Source organism: Rhizobacter sp. (assembly GCF_031412075.1).
Taxonomy (GTDB): Bacteria; Pseudomonadota; Gammaproteobacteria; order Burkholderiales; family Burkholderiaceae_C; genus Rhizobacter.
The window spans coordinates 1-15,344 of the sequence record NZ_JANOCG010000070.1; the positions used below are offsets into that span (position 1 = coordinate 1).

A 15,344-nucleotide genomic window follows, 5' to 3' on the forward strand; every position below is an offset into this window, starting at 1 on the left:
AGGCTGACACGGCGCACATTCCGATCATCTTCATGACCGGCCTCACCGACACCGAGCACGTGGTGGCGGCGTTCGCCGCGGGCGGTGTCGACTACGTTACCAAACCGATCCGGCCTCAAGAGGTTCTGGCCCGCATGTCGGTGCACATGCAAAGCGCGCGGCAGGCGCGGCAGGCACGCAATGCGCTCGATGCGTTCGGCCACGCGACCATGGCGGTTCATTTGAGCAACGACCTGAGTACGGGCAAGGCGGTGTGGCAAACCGCCCTCGCGCGCCAGCTGATGCACACCTACTTTGCCGTCGCGCCCGGTCAGGTGCCCGAAGAACTGCTGGTGTGGCTGCGCGAGCAGTCGGTGCTGGCGGCAGAGGGCCGAGAGCTCAAACCGCTCACGGTCACACACGAGCCGAAACAGCTCGTGTTCTCGCTGCAAGAGCGCACCAGTGACGACGATTGGCTGATGGTGATGCGTGAGGTGTCCGACGCCGCTGTCGTCGACGCCGTCTTGCAAACCTTCAAGCTCACCATGCGCGAGGCCGAGGTCTTGTACTGGGTGGTCAAGGGCAAGACCAACCGCGACATCGGTGACATTCTCGGCAGCAGCCCGGCCACGGTGAAAAAGCACCTCGAACACGTGTTCGAGAAGCTCGGTGTGGAGACACGCAACGCGGCGGCCTCGTTGGCGATGAAGAAGGTGCGCCTGCTCGCCGGTTGAGCGAGACCGGTGCGGCGGTCAGGCACCGGCCTGGTGGGTTCCGAGCGGCACGTTGTGGGGCACATTCCAGCCGAAGTACACCTCCACCTCGCTGATCTTGCCGTCTTTCACGGTCAACAACTCGGTATTCCTGAAACGTTGGCCGTCGCGTTTGAGCCCCTCGTAGGTGACGAAGGCCTTGTCGCCCACGACTGCCACGTGCTGCAGGGTCAACACGATGACCGCCTCACCGTTCGGCCAGCAGAGCTCGAAGTAGGCTTGCCGGTTGATCTGGTTGTCCAACGGGCTGGTGAATTGAAAGTTGTCGGCCATCAAGGCTTCGAACGCGATCCGGTCACGCTTGTTGTAGGCGTCGTAGCAGTCGCGTGCGATCTGTTCCACGGTGCTTTGGCTGCGCATGGCTTGTTGAAAAACGTTGATTCGCGTTGAGAGGTGAGCGACGGGCAGGCGGGTGCCTGCCCGCGCGCTAGTTGCCGCCCTGATGCGGGCGCTTGCCAGGGTTCTTCTTGTTGTGCGTGTGGGCACCACGCTCTTGGCTCGTTTTCTGGCCCGCACCTTCGCGTGCGGGGTGCTTCTTCTGCAATTCGTCGGCTTCGGTGCGGGCGGGGGATTGGGTCATGGCGGCTCCTGTGGTGGCGCTGCTCCTGCGGCGCAAGAGCGAAGTTGCATCATTCAAGCTCTCCGCCCCGCGCGCTGCCGGCCGAAACCGCGTGCGCTTGCCAGCCTTGTCTGACACGGCTCAGCCGTTGGTCGCCAGCGGCTCCGGCCCTGGCCCTGCTTCGGGGGCTGTCGGGCCCTGCCGGGCCGTGATGCAATCACGTCCATGAAAGACGAGGTTCAGACAATCCGCCAGCGGCTGCAAGACCTGCACGATTCGCACGTCACCGGTTTTGTGGACGACGCCCAGTACGCACAAGCCCGTGCACTGCTGGAGCGCAAGCTCATTGACGCGGTGATGGTGGAGGCGCCCACGCCGCCCCCCATCGCCCAGGCTGCCCCGGCCCCGGCGGCGGCCGAGCCGCTCACACCGCCTGCGCGCTTCAAGTGGCTGCCCTGGCTGGCCGCTGCGGCGGCGGCACATGTGCTGGTGGGCTTGGGCTACTGGTGGTCGACCTCTCGCGGCTCGCCAGCGGGTTCCGTGGTCAGCAGCAAGGTGCCGGTGGTGGCTGTGGCGGCCAGCGCCCTGGGCGCGCAGCTGCCCGAGCCTGCGGCATCGTCTGCGGCCGTCATCGACAACGCATCGCCGGTGACACCTGCCGCCGCGCCGGCTGGCACCAGCATCAGTGGCACCGTGACACTGGCGCCGGCACTCGCCCTCAAGGCACGCGCCACCGACACCGTGTTTGTTTTTGCCCGTGCGGTGGATGGGCCGCCCATGCCCTTGGCCGTGATTCGCAAGCAGGTCAAAGACCTGCCCCTGGCGTTCAAGCTCGACGACAGCATGGCCATGTGGCCGGCCGCCAAGGTGTCGGGCTACCCGCGGGTGGTGGTGACGGCGCGCGTCAGCAAGAGCGGCGAGGGCCAGGCCAGGCCCGGCGACTTGCAAGGCGAGTCGCCGGTGGTCGCAGCCGGTGTGGCCGGCCTGCGCATCGAGATCGGCACCGTGGTCGAAAAATAAACCCGTGGTGCCGGCCGATCACATCGGCGACAACACGAAGTCGCCCGCTTCGTGGCCGGCAAAGCCGATGGGTGCGTACTGCGGCTGTTGCGCAATCTTCAGACGCCTGCCCAGGTGGGCGAAACGGGCTGACACCGCGTTGTGCAGCTCTTGCGCTGCCACCGGCGACTTCACCTGCGCCAGCACGTCGAGCAGGCTGCGCGCAAACAGCGAGTGCTGCACGCTGCCCCCGTCGACCACCGGTTCCAGGCCGCCCGAGGTCATGGCGACACGCGCACGTTGTTTGCTCAGTTGTTTGAGTGGGTTGATGCGTTGCTCGAGCGTCAGCGCCTGATCGATGGAGGGCACCAGCGAGCGGGTCAACGTGCCCGAGTAGCACGAGTCGGCGATCACCAGCACGTGGCGTGCCGTCATGGCCGAGAGCTGGTCGGTCACGTCGATCACCGACACCCACTGCGCGATGTCTTTTTCGTCGCCGTCCACGGGGATCCAGTAGCCGCGTGCGGTGACCGAGTCCATCTGGCCGTGGCCGGCGTAGTAGACGACCACCTGGTCTTGCGGCCCCACCTGCTGGCGCAAGCGGCTGAGCGCGGCCAGCAGCTGCTGGCGGTTGACGTCTTGCAGCAGCGTCACCTCAAAACCGAAGCGCTGCTTCAACACGCCGGCCACCGCCTTGGCGTCGGAGCGGGGGGTGTCGAGAGGGGTCCAGTGTTTGTATTGCTGGTTGGCAATGACGAGTGCAAAACGTTTGCCGGGCAAGAGCGGTGCGGAAGGTGCAGCGCCGGCAGCGGGTGGCGCCAGATCGAGCGCCGCGGTGACCGCCGGGGCCGCGCCAGACGCTGCCGTGGCGCTCAGCGGCGCGGAGCGTTGCACCAGCGTCAGCTCGGCCTGCGCTTGTGCGCCGACATCGTCTTCGGCCTGCACCAGCAGCGTGGTGCGATCGCTACCGACCGTCACCGGGATGCTGAGCAAACCTTGAGCGTCGGGCCGTTGGGGCTGGCCGTTCACACGCACCGACTTCAGGCCAGCGGTGCCGGCCACACGCACCACCACGTCCAGCGGGCCGGCCGGGCTTTCGAGCACCACCGGGCCACCGACCACGCGTGGCACGGGTGTCGCGCCGACGGGCGACACGATGTCCACGCGCAAGCGCTCGGCGCGCTGGATCGACAGGCCCGCTACGAGACCGCCGGTCACCTTGCTGACAAGGTCGTTGACGCGGCTGAGTGTGTCGAGCGACGACACGCCCTTGGCCGCCGCCAGCAAGGCCGACTGCTCCAGAAAGCCGGCGAGGCCCATCAGTGCGCGCGCATCGCCTTGTGCTGCGGCCTTTTCGTACCACGACTTGGCCATCGCGCGCTCACCCCGCTGGTCGAACAACTCGGCCACCGTGGTCTGTGCTTCGGGGATGCCTTCAGAGGCCATCGGCAACCACATCTTCACCGCAGCGCTGTGGTCTTGCAGTTGCACGTATTCGCCACCGCCGGCCTGGCACTGCGCGGGTGTGAGGCGGGTGGCGCGCCGTGGTGTGACGCTGGTGCTGAAAGCGCCCAGGCGGCGCACCTGGCCGGGCAACAGGCAGTGGACCAGACCGTCTGACACCGACTCCGTGGCAGGCGTGTCGGCCGCCGCAGCGCCGGCCCCCCACATCAAGCCCAGGCAGCCCAGCGCGCCCGCGACGGCGTGGCGGCACAGCCGCCGCATTCCCGTGTGTTTCATGCTCGATCAGCCGGCGCGAAACTGAACGCGGCGGTTCGAGGCGCTGTAGGGGTTGGATTTGTCGAGCAGCTTGTGCGGGCCTTTGCCTTCGACCGTGAGCAGCGTCACCGGCAGCTTCTTCACTGCCGTGAGGTAAGCGCGCACCGAGGCGGCACGGCGGTAGGAGAGCTTCTCGTTGTAGTTGAGGCTGCCTTTGGCATCGGTGTGGCCTTCGACCACCACCTTGATCGTGCCTTCGGTCAGGCGAATGCCCTCCGCGATGATGTCGAGCTGCTCCCGGGCCTTGGGCGACAGCGTGGCCGAATCAAACTCGAAGTGAACCGGCACCGACACCGCGCTCGCCTCGCTGACCGACTTGGTGGGCGTTTGCTCCAGCAGTGCAAATGGCGAGCGGCCGTTTTGGTTGGGCATGCCGCGCAACTTGGTGTTTTCGCTCGCACCGCGCGAGAGGATATCGGCCACGTCTTGGGCCGAGGGTGTTTGCCCGGGTTCGTAAACCATCACGGTCTGAGCCTGTGCCATCGACGCAGCGAGCGCGAGCGAGAGGGCGGCGGTGAATACAGCGCATGCGCGCAGTGACGTGTTCTGGTTTTTCATGGGGCTCCCTGAAGTGTGAACGGAAACAAAAATTTTCCCATGACGCACTCCGCGGCTTGCCCCCGCATGAGAGGGATGCCGACGAACGAGGTTGCAACAAAGAGAAACGGTGTGGCATGCCCACCCGCAAAGGGGATTCCTTTGCGCGCTCTGCGTCTGGATCATCGCCAGCTTTGCTCTTTGATCCTCACGGGTTGCATCGCCCGTCCCTGTCTCGAATCGCTTCCTGAAAAATGAAAACACCTTCCCTCAACCAACTCTCGCCACTGGCCCTGCTGCCCTGCCTGCTGTCCATCACCCCCGATGCATCTGCCGCGATTGTTTGCAGCCCCTCGGCCATGCCGAGCGCCGACATCGTGTCTTTGCGAGGCAACTGCATCGACAACATCACCAACATGCAGCTCACCAGCGGCACCGAGATCTGGCGTGTCACGTCGCCGGCCGGAGACCAGTCGGTGGGCACGCGGCCGGTTTCTGGCGGGCCGCTCGACGTGGTGGCGCCCACGCTGGCGGGTGAACACACCTACTACATCACCCACATCAACGACGGTTATGGCGGCTCCGTCAGCCTCGGCGGCGAAGGCGGCTACCCGCAGGTGACGGTCACGGTTGACGCCGCGTGCGATGCGCCTGCTTCCAGCGATGCAGGCCGTGCTCACATCGCTTCTCGCCGCCGCGTGCCGCACGCCCCGGGCTGCGACGGGGTCGACCCCACGCTGAGCCAGGTGGCCAGCACGCTCACCACCTTGCAGACCGATCACATGCGCCGCCACCTGAGCCAGGCCGATGCGCGCTTGCGCCTGCTGCGCGCCGGGCGCACCGGCCCACGCTTCGATGTGCAAGGCGTGCCCCTGCCCACGGCGCCCAAGGGCGAGGCCGAGTCGGGCCGCAACAACCGCCTTGGCTTCTACGTCAGCGGCCTGGGTGACTACCTGCGCCAGGCGGCAGCCGCAGGGCAATCTGAATTGACCTCGCGCACCGACATGCTGTCGATCGGCGCCGATTACCGGCTCAACGACGACTGGGCCTTGGGTGCCAACGCGGGCGCGTCTCGCTCGCGTGTCAGCTTTGCGGGCTCGGCCAGCCGGCAGCGCAGCCGAGGCAACCAGGCCACGGCCTATGCGAGCTGGAGCCCGACGCAAACCACCTACCTCAGCGCCACGCTGAGCCACGAGGCGAATCGATTCGACCTGACACGCGACGACGGCAACGGTGTGCTTTCGTACGGCTCACCGCGCGGTCGTGGCTGGGGCTTGAGTGTCTCGGGCGGGCGCGACTTTGTCAGTGGCGCGTGGTCCATCGGCCCCTACGTGCGGTGGGACCACGTCATCTCGCGCGTCGACGCGTTTGATGAAACCGGCAGCGACTCGGCCCTCTCGGTGAGCGCGCACCGCATTCGCTCCAACACCCTGAACCTGGGCGCACAAACGCAGCTCAGCATCCCGGTGTCGTGGGGCCTCGTGTTGCCGCATCTGCGTGTTGAGCTGACGCGCCGCAAAGACAGCACCCAGCAGCAGGCCAACGCCACCTTGCTGATCGACAACACGCCGGTGTTCGAGTCCTCGGGCGGCGAAATCGACCGCAACTATGGGGCGGTGGCCGTGGGTGTGGCCGGCGTCAACCAGGGCGGTGCGAGCTGGTTTGCCGACTGGGAGTCGACGGTGGCTCAACAGGGTTACCGCGCCCGGCGCATCGTGCTCGGTTTGCGTTTCGAGCTCTGAGGGGAACCGAGCGCATGGCGCACGTCCTGTTGGCGTGGGAGCTGGGGGCGAACCTGGGGCATGCGACGCGGCTGCGTTCCATCGCCCTGGCGCTCAAAGCCCGAGGCCATCGGGTGAGCTTTGCCTTGCGCGATGTGGTGAGCACGCGCAGCCTGTTGGGCCCGGAGCTCGGGCCCACATTGCAAGCGCCGCTTCGCCTCGACGCCGCGCCACGCGCCGCCTGGACCCTGGCCGATGTGCTGCTCACCTGTGGCTATGACACGTTGCCATCGCTGAGCGGCCTGGCCGCTGCCTGGCAGCAGTTGATCGAGCTCACCGGCTGCGATCTGGTGCTGGCCGACCACGCACCCACCGCGCTGCTGGCGGCCCGGTTGGCGGGGCGGCCCGCGCTGCATGTGGGCCACGGCTTCAGCATTCCGCCGCGCTTGTCGCCGCTGCCTGTGTTTCGCGACTGGGCCTCGGTGTCACCGTCTCATGCCGCCGAGTCCGACACGCTGGTGCTGGCCCATGTCAACGGCGTGCTGGAGGCGCAAGGCAGGCCCGCACTGCCTCAGTTGTGCGACCTCTTCTACCCTGAGCAGACCTGGCTGTGCACCTGGCCCGAGCTGGATCACTGCGCGGGCGTCGGTGAAGGCCGTGACGCAGCGGACTACAAAGGCCCCGACTGCGAGTTCCAGCCCGGCGCCGCGCCACACTGGCCCGCCACGCCGGGGCTGCGTGTGTTTGCCTACCTGCGCGCCTCGCACCCCGACCATGCCGAGGTGTTGCGTGCGTTGCATGTGCGCGGCCTGCCCACCGTGTGCTTCTTTCCAGACCGCGCGCGGTCGAAAGCGGCCACGTTCGAGTCGCCTCACATCCACTACAGCGACAAGCCGCTCGATTTGCGCCAGGTGATGGCCGATTGCGCCCTGGTGGTTTGCCACGCCGGCCAGTCGACCGTGGCGCAAGCCCTGCGCGCCGGCGTGCCGTGTTTGCTGCTGCCCACGCAGTCGGAGCAGTTCCTGATGGCACGCCAGGCCGAGCGTTGTGGCGCAGGCATCAATGTGGCCACGCACGCCCAACCTGTCGACTACGGCGCTTTGCTCGCCGAACTCAGCACGCCGAATGACAGGCACGCACTCGCCGCGCGCGCCATGGCGCAGAAGTACGCCGGCTTCGACCCGTCCGGGTTGATGGTGCAGATCGCCGCGGCGGCCGAAGCCCTGACTCGCCGCGAATGACCCCATGGCCTCTACGCCTTCTGGCGTATTGGCCCGGCCGAGGGTGCTGCGTAACCTGCGTTTGCTCGCCTCAACAGGGGCGACAGACTGTCAAAACACCCCAGGAGCGTTCGTTCATGAAAAACACCCGTCGCACTTTTGCGAAGTCTCTCAGCGCCGTGGCGCTGGGCGTGGCCGCCATCGGCCTGCCCGTGTTCGCCCAGGCGCAGACCATCAAGGTCGGCGTTCTGCATTCGCTGTCGGGCACGATGGCGATTTCGGAAACCGTGCTGAAAGACGTGGCGCTGATGACCATTGACGAGATCAACGCCAAGGGTGGCGTGCTCGGCAAGAAGCTCGAACCCGTGGTCGTCGACCCGGCCTCCAACTGGCCGCTGTTCGCCGAAAAGGCCAAGCAGCTGATCTCGCAAGACAAGGTGGCCGTGATGTTCGGCTGCTGGACCAGCGTGTCGCGCAAGTCGGTGCTGCCGGTGGTTGAAGAACTCAACGGCCTGCTGTTCTACCCGGTGCAATACGAAGGCGAAGAGCTCAGCAAGAACGTGTTCTACACCGGTGCTGCGCCCAACCAGCAAGCCATTCCGGCGGTTGAATACCTGATGAGCAAGGCCGGTGGCGGCGCCAAGCGCTTCGTGCTGCTGGGCACCGATTACGTGTACCCGCGCACCACCAACAAGATCCTGCGCGCCTTCTTGAAGAGCAAGGGCGTGAAAGACAGCGACATCGACGAGAAGTACACCCCCTTCGGCCACAGCGACTATCAAACCATCGTGGCCGACGTGAAGAAGTTTGCGGCCGGTGGCAAGACCGCCGTCATCTCCACCATCAACGGCGACTCGAACGTGCCCTTCTACAAGGAACTGGGCAACCAGGGCCTGAAGGCCACCGACGTGCCGGTGGTGGCCTTCTCGGTGGGTGAAGAAGAGCTGCGTGGTGTCGACACCAAGCCGCTGGTGGGCCACCTGGCCGCCTGGAACTACTTCATGTCGGTCAAGAACCCGACCAATGACGCGTTCAAGGCCAAGTGGGCCGCCTACGCCAAGGCCAAGAAACTGCCGGGCGCCGACAAGCCACTGACCAACGACCCGATGGAAGCCACCTACATCGGCATCCACATGTGGGCGCAAGCGGTCACCAAGGCCAAGAGCACCGACACCGACAAGGTGATCGCCGCGATGGCCGGCCAGACCTTCCCCGCACCGGGCGGCTTCGTGTCGACCATGGACGCGAAGAACCACCACCTGCACAAGCCGGTGTTCATCGGCGAGATCAAGGCCGATGGCCAGTTCAACGTGGTGTGGAAGACCCCCGCCCCGGTCAAGGCCAAACCTTGGAGCCCGTACATCGAAGGCAATGACAAAAAGAAAGACGAGCCAGAAAAAAAGTGACGCCTTAGGTCACTGAGTGGAAAGAGACAACCGGGGTGCTAGGCGCCCCGGTTGTTCGATGGGCTCACGGAGTGGGGATTGATGTTGTCACGCTGGCTGAATGCTCTGTGTCGAAGCTTGTTGTTGCTGTGTGCCCTGGGCACCGCTGCAGGCAGTGCCCACGCCCTGACCCGCGAACAAGCGCTGGCTTTGGTCAAGGGCGAAAACGAAGAACGCATCACGGCCCTGGCCGACTCCTTGTCGCGCAGTGACGAGGGTCTGGCGAAGTTTCTCCAGGCCGTGCTCGACGACGAGGTGAAGTTCAGCGCCAACGCGGCCTTCCTCGTGCGCGACGGCAAGAGTTTCGATGCCGCCACCGGTGCCGAGACGTCGCTGCCCGAAGGCGCCGAAGACGTGATCAACAGCAACCAGATGCGCCGCGAGATCGAAGGCTCGCTGGCCGCGCTGAAGCTTTTTTCCACCGACCTGGCTGAGCGCCGCGCCGCCATCAAGGCCTTGAAAGAAGAGGCCGATGAAACCCGCTTGCCGTTGATCGAAAAGGCGCTGGCCGTCGAGGCTGACGATTCTCTGAAGACGCAGCTGTCGCAAGTGCGTGCCGCGGTGCTGGTGTCGTCGAGCGATCCCGCCAAGCGGCTCGAGGCCGCACGCGCATTGGCCGCGAGTCTCACACCGGCCACCAAAACCTTGCTGCTGGAGCGCCTGAAGCCGGCGGCCGAGGGCGGCGAGTCTGACGCCAATGTGCGCAGCCAGCTCGGGATGGCGCTGCGCGCAGTCGAATCGCGCCTCGCCTGGGGCGAGCGCCTGGGCGTGATGTTCACCGGCGTGAGTCTGGGCAGCATCTTGCTGCTGGTGGCGCTGGGCCTGGCCATCACCTATGGCCTGATGGGCGTCATCAACATGGCGCACGGCGAGCTGATGATGATCGGCGCTTACGCCACCTACCTGGTGCAGAACCTCTTCAAGGCCTACCTGCCGGGCGCCTTCGATTACTACATCCTGCTCGCCATTCCCGCATCGTTCTTTGCCGCGGCGCTGGTGGGCGCGGCGCTGGAGCGCAGCGTCATCCGCTGGCTTTACGGTCGCCCGCTGGAGACGCTGCTTGCCACCTGGGGCATCAGCCTGGTGCTGATGCAGACGGTGCGCTCGCTCTTTGGTGCGCAAAACGTGCAGGTGGAAAACCCGGCCTGGTTGTCGGGCGGTGTCAGTGTGCTGAGCAACCTCACGCTGCCCTTCAACCGCATCGCGATCGTCGTCTTTGCGGTGCTCGTGCTGGCCGGTGTGTCGCTGTTGATTGCGCGCACACGGCTCGGCTTGTTCGTTCGCGGTGTCACGCAGAACCGCAAGATGGCGGCGTGTGTGGGTGTCAACACCGCGCGCATCGACACCTATGCCTTTGCGCTGGGCTCGGGCATTGCGGGCCTGGCAGGCTGCGCGCTGTCGCAGGTGGGCAACGTGGGGCCCGACCTCGGGCAGGGCTACATCGTCGACTCTTTCATGGTGGTCGTGCTCGGCGGTGTGGGTCAACTCGCCGGCACCGTGTACGCCGCACTCGGCCTGGGCGTGTTGAACAAGCTGCTGGAGGGTTGGCAAGGGGCAGTGCTCGCCAAGATCATGGTGCTGGTGTTCATCGTGGTGTTCATCCAGAAGAGGCCACAGGGCATCTTCGCGATGAAGGGCCGGAGTGCTGAAGCATGAGCGCGGTGTTGCCTGTTCCGACCGTCGCTCCGATGACGCGGCTGCTTTCCCCTCGAGCCTGGATGGGCGTGTTCGCTGCACTGGCGGCAGTGCTCGTGCTCGCACCCGTGCTCAACCTGGTGGTGCCTGCTGGCAATGTGTTCCACGTGAGCGACTACGCCATCAGCCTCACCGCCAAGATCATGTGCTACGCCATCTGCGCGCTGGCCATGGACTTGATCTGGGGCTACACAGGCATCCTCTCACTCGGCCATGGCGTGTTCTTCGCGCTCGGTGGCTACGCGATGGGCATGTACCTCATGCGCCAGATCGGGCGCGACGGCAACTACCAGTCGGACCTGCCCGACTTCATGGTCTTCCTCGATTGGAAAGAGCTGCCCTGGCACTGGGCCTTGAGCGACAGCTTCATCGCCACGCTCGCGCTGGTGGTGCTGGTGCCCGGCCTGCTGGCCTTCGTGTTCGGCTACTTCGCCTTTCGCTCGCGCATCAAGGGCGTGTACTTTTCGATCATCACGCAGGCGCTCACCTACGCGGCGATGTTGCTCTTCTTCCGCAACGAAACCGGCTTCGGCGGCAACAACGGCTTCACCGATTTCAAGCGCATCCTCGGCATGACGATTGCCACGCCGAACATGCGCATGACACTCTTCGTGCTGACCGGCCTCACGCTGGTCGGTTGCTTCTTGCTGGCACGCTGGCTGGTCAGCAGCAAATTCGGCCGGGTGTTGCAAGCCATTCGTGACGCCGAAAGCCGCGTCATGTTCACCGGCTACGACCCGCTGCGCTACAAGCTCACGATCTGGGTCATCTCGGCGGTGATGTGCGGTGTGGCGGGGGCCTTGTACGTGCCGCAGGTGGGCATCATCAACCCCGGCGAGATGTCGCCAGGCGCCAGCATCGAGATCGCGATCTGGGCGGCCGTGGGTGGGCGCGGCACGCTGATCGGCCCCATCGTCGGCGCCTTCTTCGTCAATGGTGCCAAGAGCTGGTTCACGCAGGCTTTCCCCGAATTCTGGTTGTACTTTCTGGGTGCCTTGTTCATCGCGGTCACGCTTTTCCTGCCGCAAGGAATCATCGGTCTGGTGAAGAAGGTGAAGGAGCGCGCATGACACCGCAGCTGATGGAAGCCGGCGTGCGCGTGCGCCAGGCGATGGACGCCAAGAAGAGCAACAACACCGGCCAGTCGGGCGGGCGCGAAACCAGCTACAGCCGCGTGGTGCAGCCGGGCGAGCTGGACGTGGCGCACGGCGCCATCCTGTACCTCGACGACATCACCGTCAGCTTCGACGGCTTCAAGGCGCTGAACGCGCTCTCACTCAACATCAGCGCCGGTGAGCTGCGCTGCATCATCGGCCCCAACGGCGCGGGCAAGACCACGATGATGGACGTGATCACCGGCAAGACCCGCCCCGACGTGGGCAAGGCCTTCTTCGGCTCGACCATCGATTTGCTTCGCATGCGCGAGAACGAGATTGCCTCGATCGGCATCGGCCGCAAGTTCCAGAAGCCCACGGTGTTCGAGCACCTCAGCGTGTTCGAGAACCTGGAGCTGGCGCTCAAGGGCAACCGCGGCGTGCAGTCGGCCCTGTTCTTCCGCCTGAGCGGCGAGCAGCTCGACCGCATCGGCGCGATGCTCACGCTCATTCACCTGAAAGACAGCGCGCAGCGTGTGGCGGGTTTGCTCTCGCACGGCCAGAAGCAGTGGCTGGAGATCGGCATGCTGTTGATGCAAGACCCCAAGCTCCTGCTGCTGGACGAGCCGGTAGCCGGCATGACCGACGAAGAAACCGAGCGCACCGCTGAACTCTTCTTGTCGCTCGAAGGCAACCACTCGCTGGTGGTGGTGGAGCACGACATGAAGTTCATCCACGAGCTGACCCACGGCAACCCGGCGAAGAAGGTGACGGTGTTGCACGAAGGCAGCGTCTTGGCTGAAGGTTCGCTCGCCGATGTGCAGGCCAACGAAAAGGTCGTGGAGGTCTACCTTGGCCGCTGAACGCACCCTGCTGAAAGTCGACGGCATCAACCAGTACTACGGTGGCTCGCACATCCTGCGCAACCTGTCGTTCGAGGCCAAGCTCGGTGAAGTGACGGTCGTGCTCGGCCGCAACGGCGTGGGCAAGACCACCTTGCTCAAGAGCCTGATGGGCGTGGTGCCGGTGAAGACGGGCAGCATCCACCTCGATGGCTTGCCCATCACCCACGACACGCCCTACGAGCGCGTGCGCAAAGGGGTGGGATACGTGCCGCAAGGCCGCGAGATCTTCGGGCGCCTCACGGTCGAAGAAAACCTGCGCATGGGCCTGGCTTACAAGAGCGGCAGCACGCCGATCCCGGCTGAGCTGTTCGAGCTGTTCCCGGTGCTCAAGCAGATGATCAACCGCCGGGGTGGCGACTTGTCGGGCGGGCAGCAGCAACAACTTGCGATTGCGCGCGCCTTGGCGGCCGGCCCCAAGTTGCTGATCCTCGACGAGCCGACCGAAGGCATCCAGCCCAGCATCATCAAGGACATCGGCCGTGTGATCCGCGGGCTGGCCGACCACGGCATGAACGGGCAGAAGATGGCCATCGTGCTGGTGGAGCAGTTCTACGACTTCGCCGCTGAACTGGCCGACCAGTACCTGGTGATGGAGCGCGGCGAGATCGTGCAGCGTGGCCTGGGTGACCACATGGAAGCCGAAGGCGTGCGCGCCCGCATGTCGATCTGACGCTCGCCACAAGAAACGGCCCGCCGAAGCGGGCCGTTGCATGGGCTTGAAACCGTTACGGCTGGTTCAAGATCTCCGTGCTCGGTTGGCCGCTGTCGGACACCACCGACAGCACCTTCACATCATTGGCTGACAGACTCTGCGGCAAGGTCAGCAGCAGCAGGTCGGCGTTGCTCGCCACATTCAGCGGAGCGCTGAAGATGACGCTCTTGGTGCCGGCCGTGGTCACGCGCAGCACATAGGCCCCGGCGGTGAAGTCGACCGAGTTCGCGCTCGATGCCGGGACCGCACTGCGAAAACCAGCCGCCGCGAAGTTGGGTGCCACGGTGGCGATGTCGACGGTCGGGCCGGTCAGGTAGACGTCGATGTTGGTGGCGTTGAACGACGCGTTGACGATGCGCACACGCGCGTTGTTGGCCGTCAGTTGCTTGTCGTACGGGTCGTCGATGTAGAGCAGGTTGGTCGTGGTGGCTTCCCCCGGCACGGCGATCAGCGTGTGCTTGTTGCCGCGGTTGGGGTTGAAATTGATGCGGCCCACCTCGACGCTGCCGACGGTCGTTCGCACGATGTAGTCGGCAGGTGCGGTGTCGACGACGAAGTAGTTCGACGCATAGCGGTAGGGCGCATTGGTGACGCCGCCCGCGATGGTGGTGTTGCGGTAGAGGTCGACATTCGGGCCCGCAGGGATGGCGTGGATGAAACGCACCTTGGGGTCAGCGATGTCGAGCCGGTCGTCCAGGCTGTCGTCGCCGCCGCCGCAGGCCGCGACAAGGAATACCGGCGCCGCGGCCAGCAGAATCTTGTGGATGAATTTCATGTTGAACACCTTCAAAGAGGCAGAGTGAATGGACGAGCCAATCTAGGTTCGAGTGCTGTGATCGCCTGTCAGACGAATCGGGCTGGCCGCGTGGTCTGAGCCTGAGATGTGTGTCAGACAAAACCGCCTCTTCGCCAAGCGGCGCAAATGAGCTGGAACTTCAGCGGGCCGGGAGCCTCGCGCCACAATGGCGCACTCACAGCACGGGACAGCCGCACCATGATCACCGTCCACCACCTGAACGACTCCCGCTCGCAGCGTGTGCTGTGGCTGCTTGAAGAGCTGGGCCTTGCCTACGAGATCAAGCACTACCAGCGTGACCGCGACACCATGCTGGCGCCCGAGTCGCTGAGGCAAGTTCACCCGCTGGGCAAATCGCCGGTGATCACCGATGGCGACGTGACCGTGGCCGAGTCGGGTGCGATCGTCGAATACCTGGTTGACCGGTATGGCAATGGCCGCCTGATGCCTGCGGCTGGCACGCCCGAGCACCGCGCCTACCGTTACTGGCTGCACTTTGCCGAAGGCTCGGCCATGCCGCCGCTGCTGCTGAAGCTGGTGTTCATGAAGATCGCCAGCGCCAAGGTGCCGTTCTTCGTCAAACCCATCGTGCGTGGCATTTCGGCCAAGGTGATGATCACCCTGGTCGACCCGAACCTGAAGCGCCAGCTCGACTTCATGGAGAGCGAGTTGAGCAAGAGCGAATGGTTTGCGGGCAAGGAGTTCAGCGCAGCCGACATCCAGATGAGCTTTCCGCTCGAAGCCTCTGCGCAGCGTGCGGGTCTCGACGCCTCACGCCCACGCCTGATGGCGTTCTTGAAGCGCATTCACGCCCGGCCGGCCTACGCCCGCGCGCTGGAGCGTGGTGGCCCCTACAGCTTCGTCAACGACTGACGGCGCCACCCCCATTGGAGGGGTGCCCCCCGCAGGTGGGGCGAACAGCCAGTAACAGTTCGTACCCGGTGTGGTGTGACGGGTGACGGCTGAGAAAATTCCCCTCCGGGCCGCGCAGCCCACAGGGGATACACACATGCTCGACCGTCTCAGTGACGCGCTTCAAACCCAACTCACCACCCTGCTGTCCCAGTGGACGAGCGCGCAACGCCTGTACACGCTGGAAGGCGGCGGTGGCGTGAGCGAGCTGATGGTGG

General features: G+C 65.2%; 15 protein-coding genes. 10 read left to right on the forward strand and 5 right to left on the reverse strand.

What is annotated here, in order from left to right; genetic code table 11:
- A partial coding sequence (locus tag RMO40_RS02595; protein WP_309715870.1) for a LuxR C-terminal-related transcriptional regulator occupies positions 1-713 on the forward strand: 713 nt, incomplete at its 5' end.
- Positions 714-731: 18 nt separating this feature from the next.
- Here RMO40_RS02595 and RMO40_RS02600 read toward each other — a convergent pair.
- Both RMO40_RS02600 and RMO40_RS02605 read right to left on the reverse strand, forming a co-directional pair.
- The gene (locus RMO40_RS02600; RefSeq protein ID WP_309715872.1) at positions 732-1,112 is read right to left on the reverse strand and encodes a nuclear transport factor 2 family protein; all 381 of its coding nucleotides are present in this window, start codon (positions 1,110-1,112) and stop codon (positions 732-734) included.
- A 67-nt stretch (positions 1,113-1,179) separates the two neighbouring features.
- Complete coding sequence (locus RMO40_RS02605) at positions 1,180-1,332, reverse strand: hypothetical protein (protein WP_309715875.1); 153 nt, start codon at positions 1,330-1,332, stop codon at positions 1,180-1,182.
- A gap of 204 nt (positions 1,333-1,536) precedes the next feature.
- On the opposite strand from RMO40_RS02605, the gene RMO40_RS02610 reads away from it, so the two are divergent.
- Positions 1,537-2,331 carry a c-type cytochrome biogenesis protein CcmI/CycH gene (locus RMO40_RS02610; protein ID WP_309715878.1) on the forward strand — a complete coding sequence of 265 codons (795 nt, stop codon included), beginning with the start codon at positions 1,537-1,539 and terminating at the stop codon, positions 2,329-2,331.
- A gap of 18 nt (positions 2,332-2,349) precedes the next feature.
- On the opposite strand, the gene RMO40_RS02615 is transcribed toward RMO40_RS02610, so the two are convergent.
- Both RMO40_RS02615 and RMO40_RS02620 read right to left on the reverse strand, forming a co-directional pair.
- The gene (locus RMO40_RS02615) at positions 2,350-4,050 is read right to left on the reverse strand and encodes a caspase family protein (protein WP_309715881.1); all 1,701 of its coding nucleotides are present in this window, start codon (positions 4,048-4,050) and stop codon (positions 2,350-2,352) included.
- 6 nt (positions 4,051-4,056) lie between these two features.
- Positions 4,057-4,647 (reverse strand): OmpA family protein, encoded by a 591-nt coding sequence (locus RMO40_RS02620; RefSeq protein ID WP_309715884.1) that lies wholly within the window; start codon positions 4,645-4,647, stop codon positions 4,057-4,059.
- Positions 4,648-4,880: 233 nt separating this feature from the next.
- Here RMO40_RS02620 and RMO40_RS02625 point away from each other — a divergent pair, with 233 nt between their 5' ends.
- From RMO40_RS02625 to urtE, 7 genes are all read left to right on the forward strand, one after another.
- Positions 4,881-6,368 (forward strand): autotransporter domain-containing protein, encoded by a 1,488-nt coding sequence (locus RMO40_RS02625; protein ID WP_309715889.1) that lies wholly within the window; start codon positions 4,881-4,883, stop codon positions 6,366-6,368.
- A gap of 14 nt (positions 6,369-6,382) precedes the next feature.
- Entirely contained in the window at positions 6,383-7,588 is a 1,206-nt protein-coding gene (locus RMO40_RS02630; RefSeq protein WP_309715892.1) for a glycosyltransferase, read from the forward strand.
- Positions 7,589-7,704: 116 nt separating this feature from the next.
- Positions 7,705-8,973 (forward strand): urea ABC transporter substrate-binding protein, encoded by a 1,269-nt coding sequence (gene urtA / locus RMO40_RS02635; protein ID WP_309715895.1) that lies wholly within the window; start codon positions 7,705-7,707, stop codon positions 8,971-8,973.
- An 81-nt stretch (positions 8,974-9,054) separates the two neighbouring features.
- On the forward strand, positions 9,055-10,668 hold the full coding sequence (urtB, locus tag RMO40_RS02640) for an urea ABC transporter permease subunit UrtB (RefSeq protein ID WP_309715898.1): 1,614 nt from the start codon (positions 9,055-9,057) through the stop codon (positions 10,666-10,668).
- Positions 10,665-11,777: an urea ABC transporter permease subunit UrtC gene (gene urtC, locus RMO40_RS02645; RefSeq protein WP_309715903.1), complete on the forward strand. Its 1,113-nt coding sequence runs from the start codon at positions 10,665-10,667 to the stop codon at positions 11,775-11,777. The genes urtB and urtC overlap by 4 nt, the downstream gene beginning before the upstream one ends.
- On the forward strand, positions 11,774-12,664 hold the full coding sequence (gene urtD, locus RMO40_RS02650; protein ID WP_309715906.1) for an urea ABC transporter ATP-binding protein UrtD: 891 nt from the start codon (positions 11,774-11,776) through the stop codon (positions 12,662-12,664). Before urtC ends, urtD begins: the two co-directional genes overlap by 4 nt.
- A 7-nt stretch (positions 12,665-12,671) precedes the next feature.
- The gene (gene urtE / locus RMO40_RS02655; RefSeq protein WP_309715914.1) at positions 12,672-13,376 is read left to right on the forward strand and encodes an urea ABC transporter ATP-binding subunit UrtE; all 705 of its coding nucleotides are present in this window, start codon (positions 12,672-12,674) and stop codon (positions 13,374-13,376) included.
- Positions 13,377-13,431: 55 nt separating this feature from the next.
- Here the strand turns inward: urtE and RMO40_RS02660 are convergent, their stop codons facing one another.
- A complete protein-coding gene (locus RMO40_RS02660; protein ID WP_309715908.1) occupies positions 13,432-14,193 on the reverse strand; it encodes a DUF4397 domain-containing protein in 762 nt (253 codons plus the stop codon).
- A gap of 219 nt (positions 14,194-14,412) precedes the next feature.
- Between RMO40_RS02660 and RMO40_RS02665 the strand changes: the two genes are divergently transcribed.
- Positions 14,413-15,087, forward strand: coding sequence for a glutathione S-transferase N-terminal domain-containing protein (locus tag RMO40_RS02665; RefSeq protein WP_309715911.1), 675 nt, complete (start codon positions 14,413-14,415; stop codon positions 15,085-15,087).
- Positions 15,088-15,344: the final 257 nt, after the last annotated feature.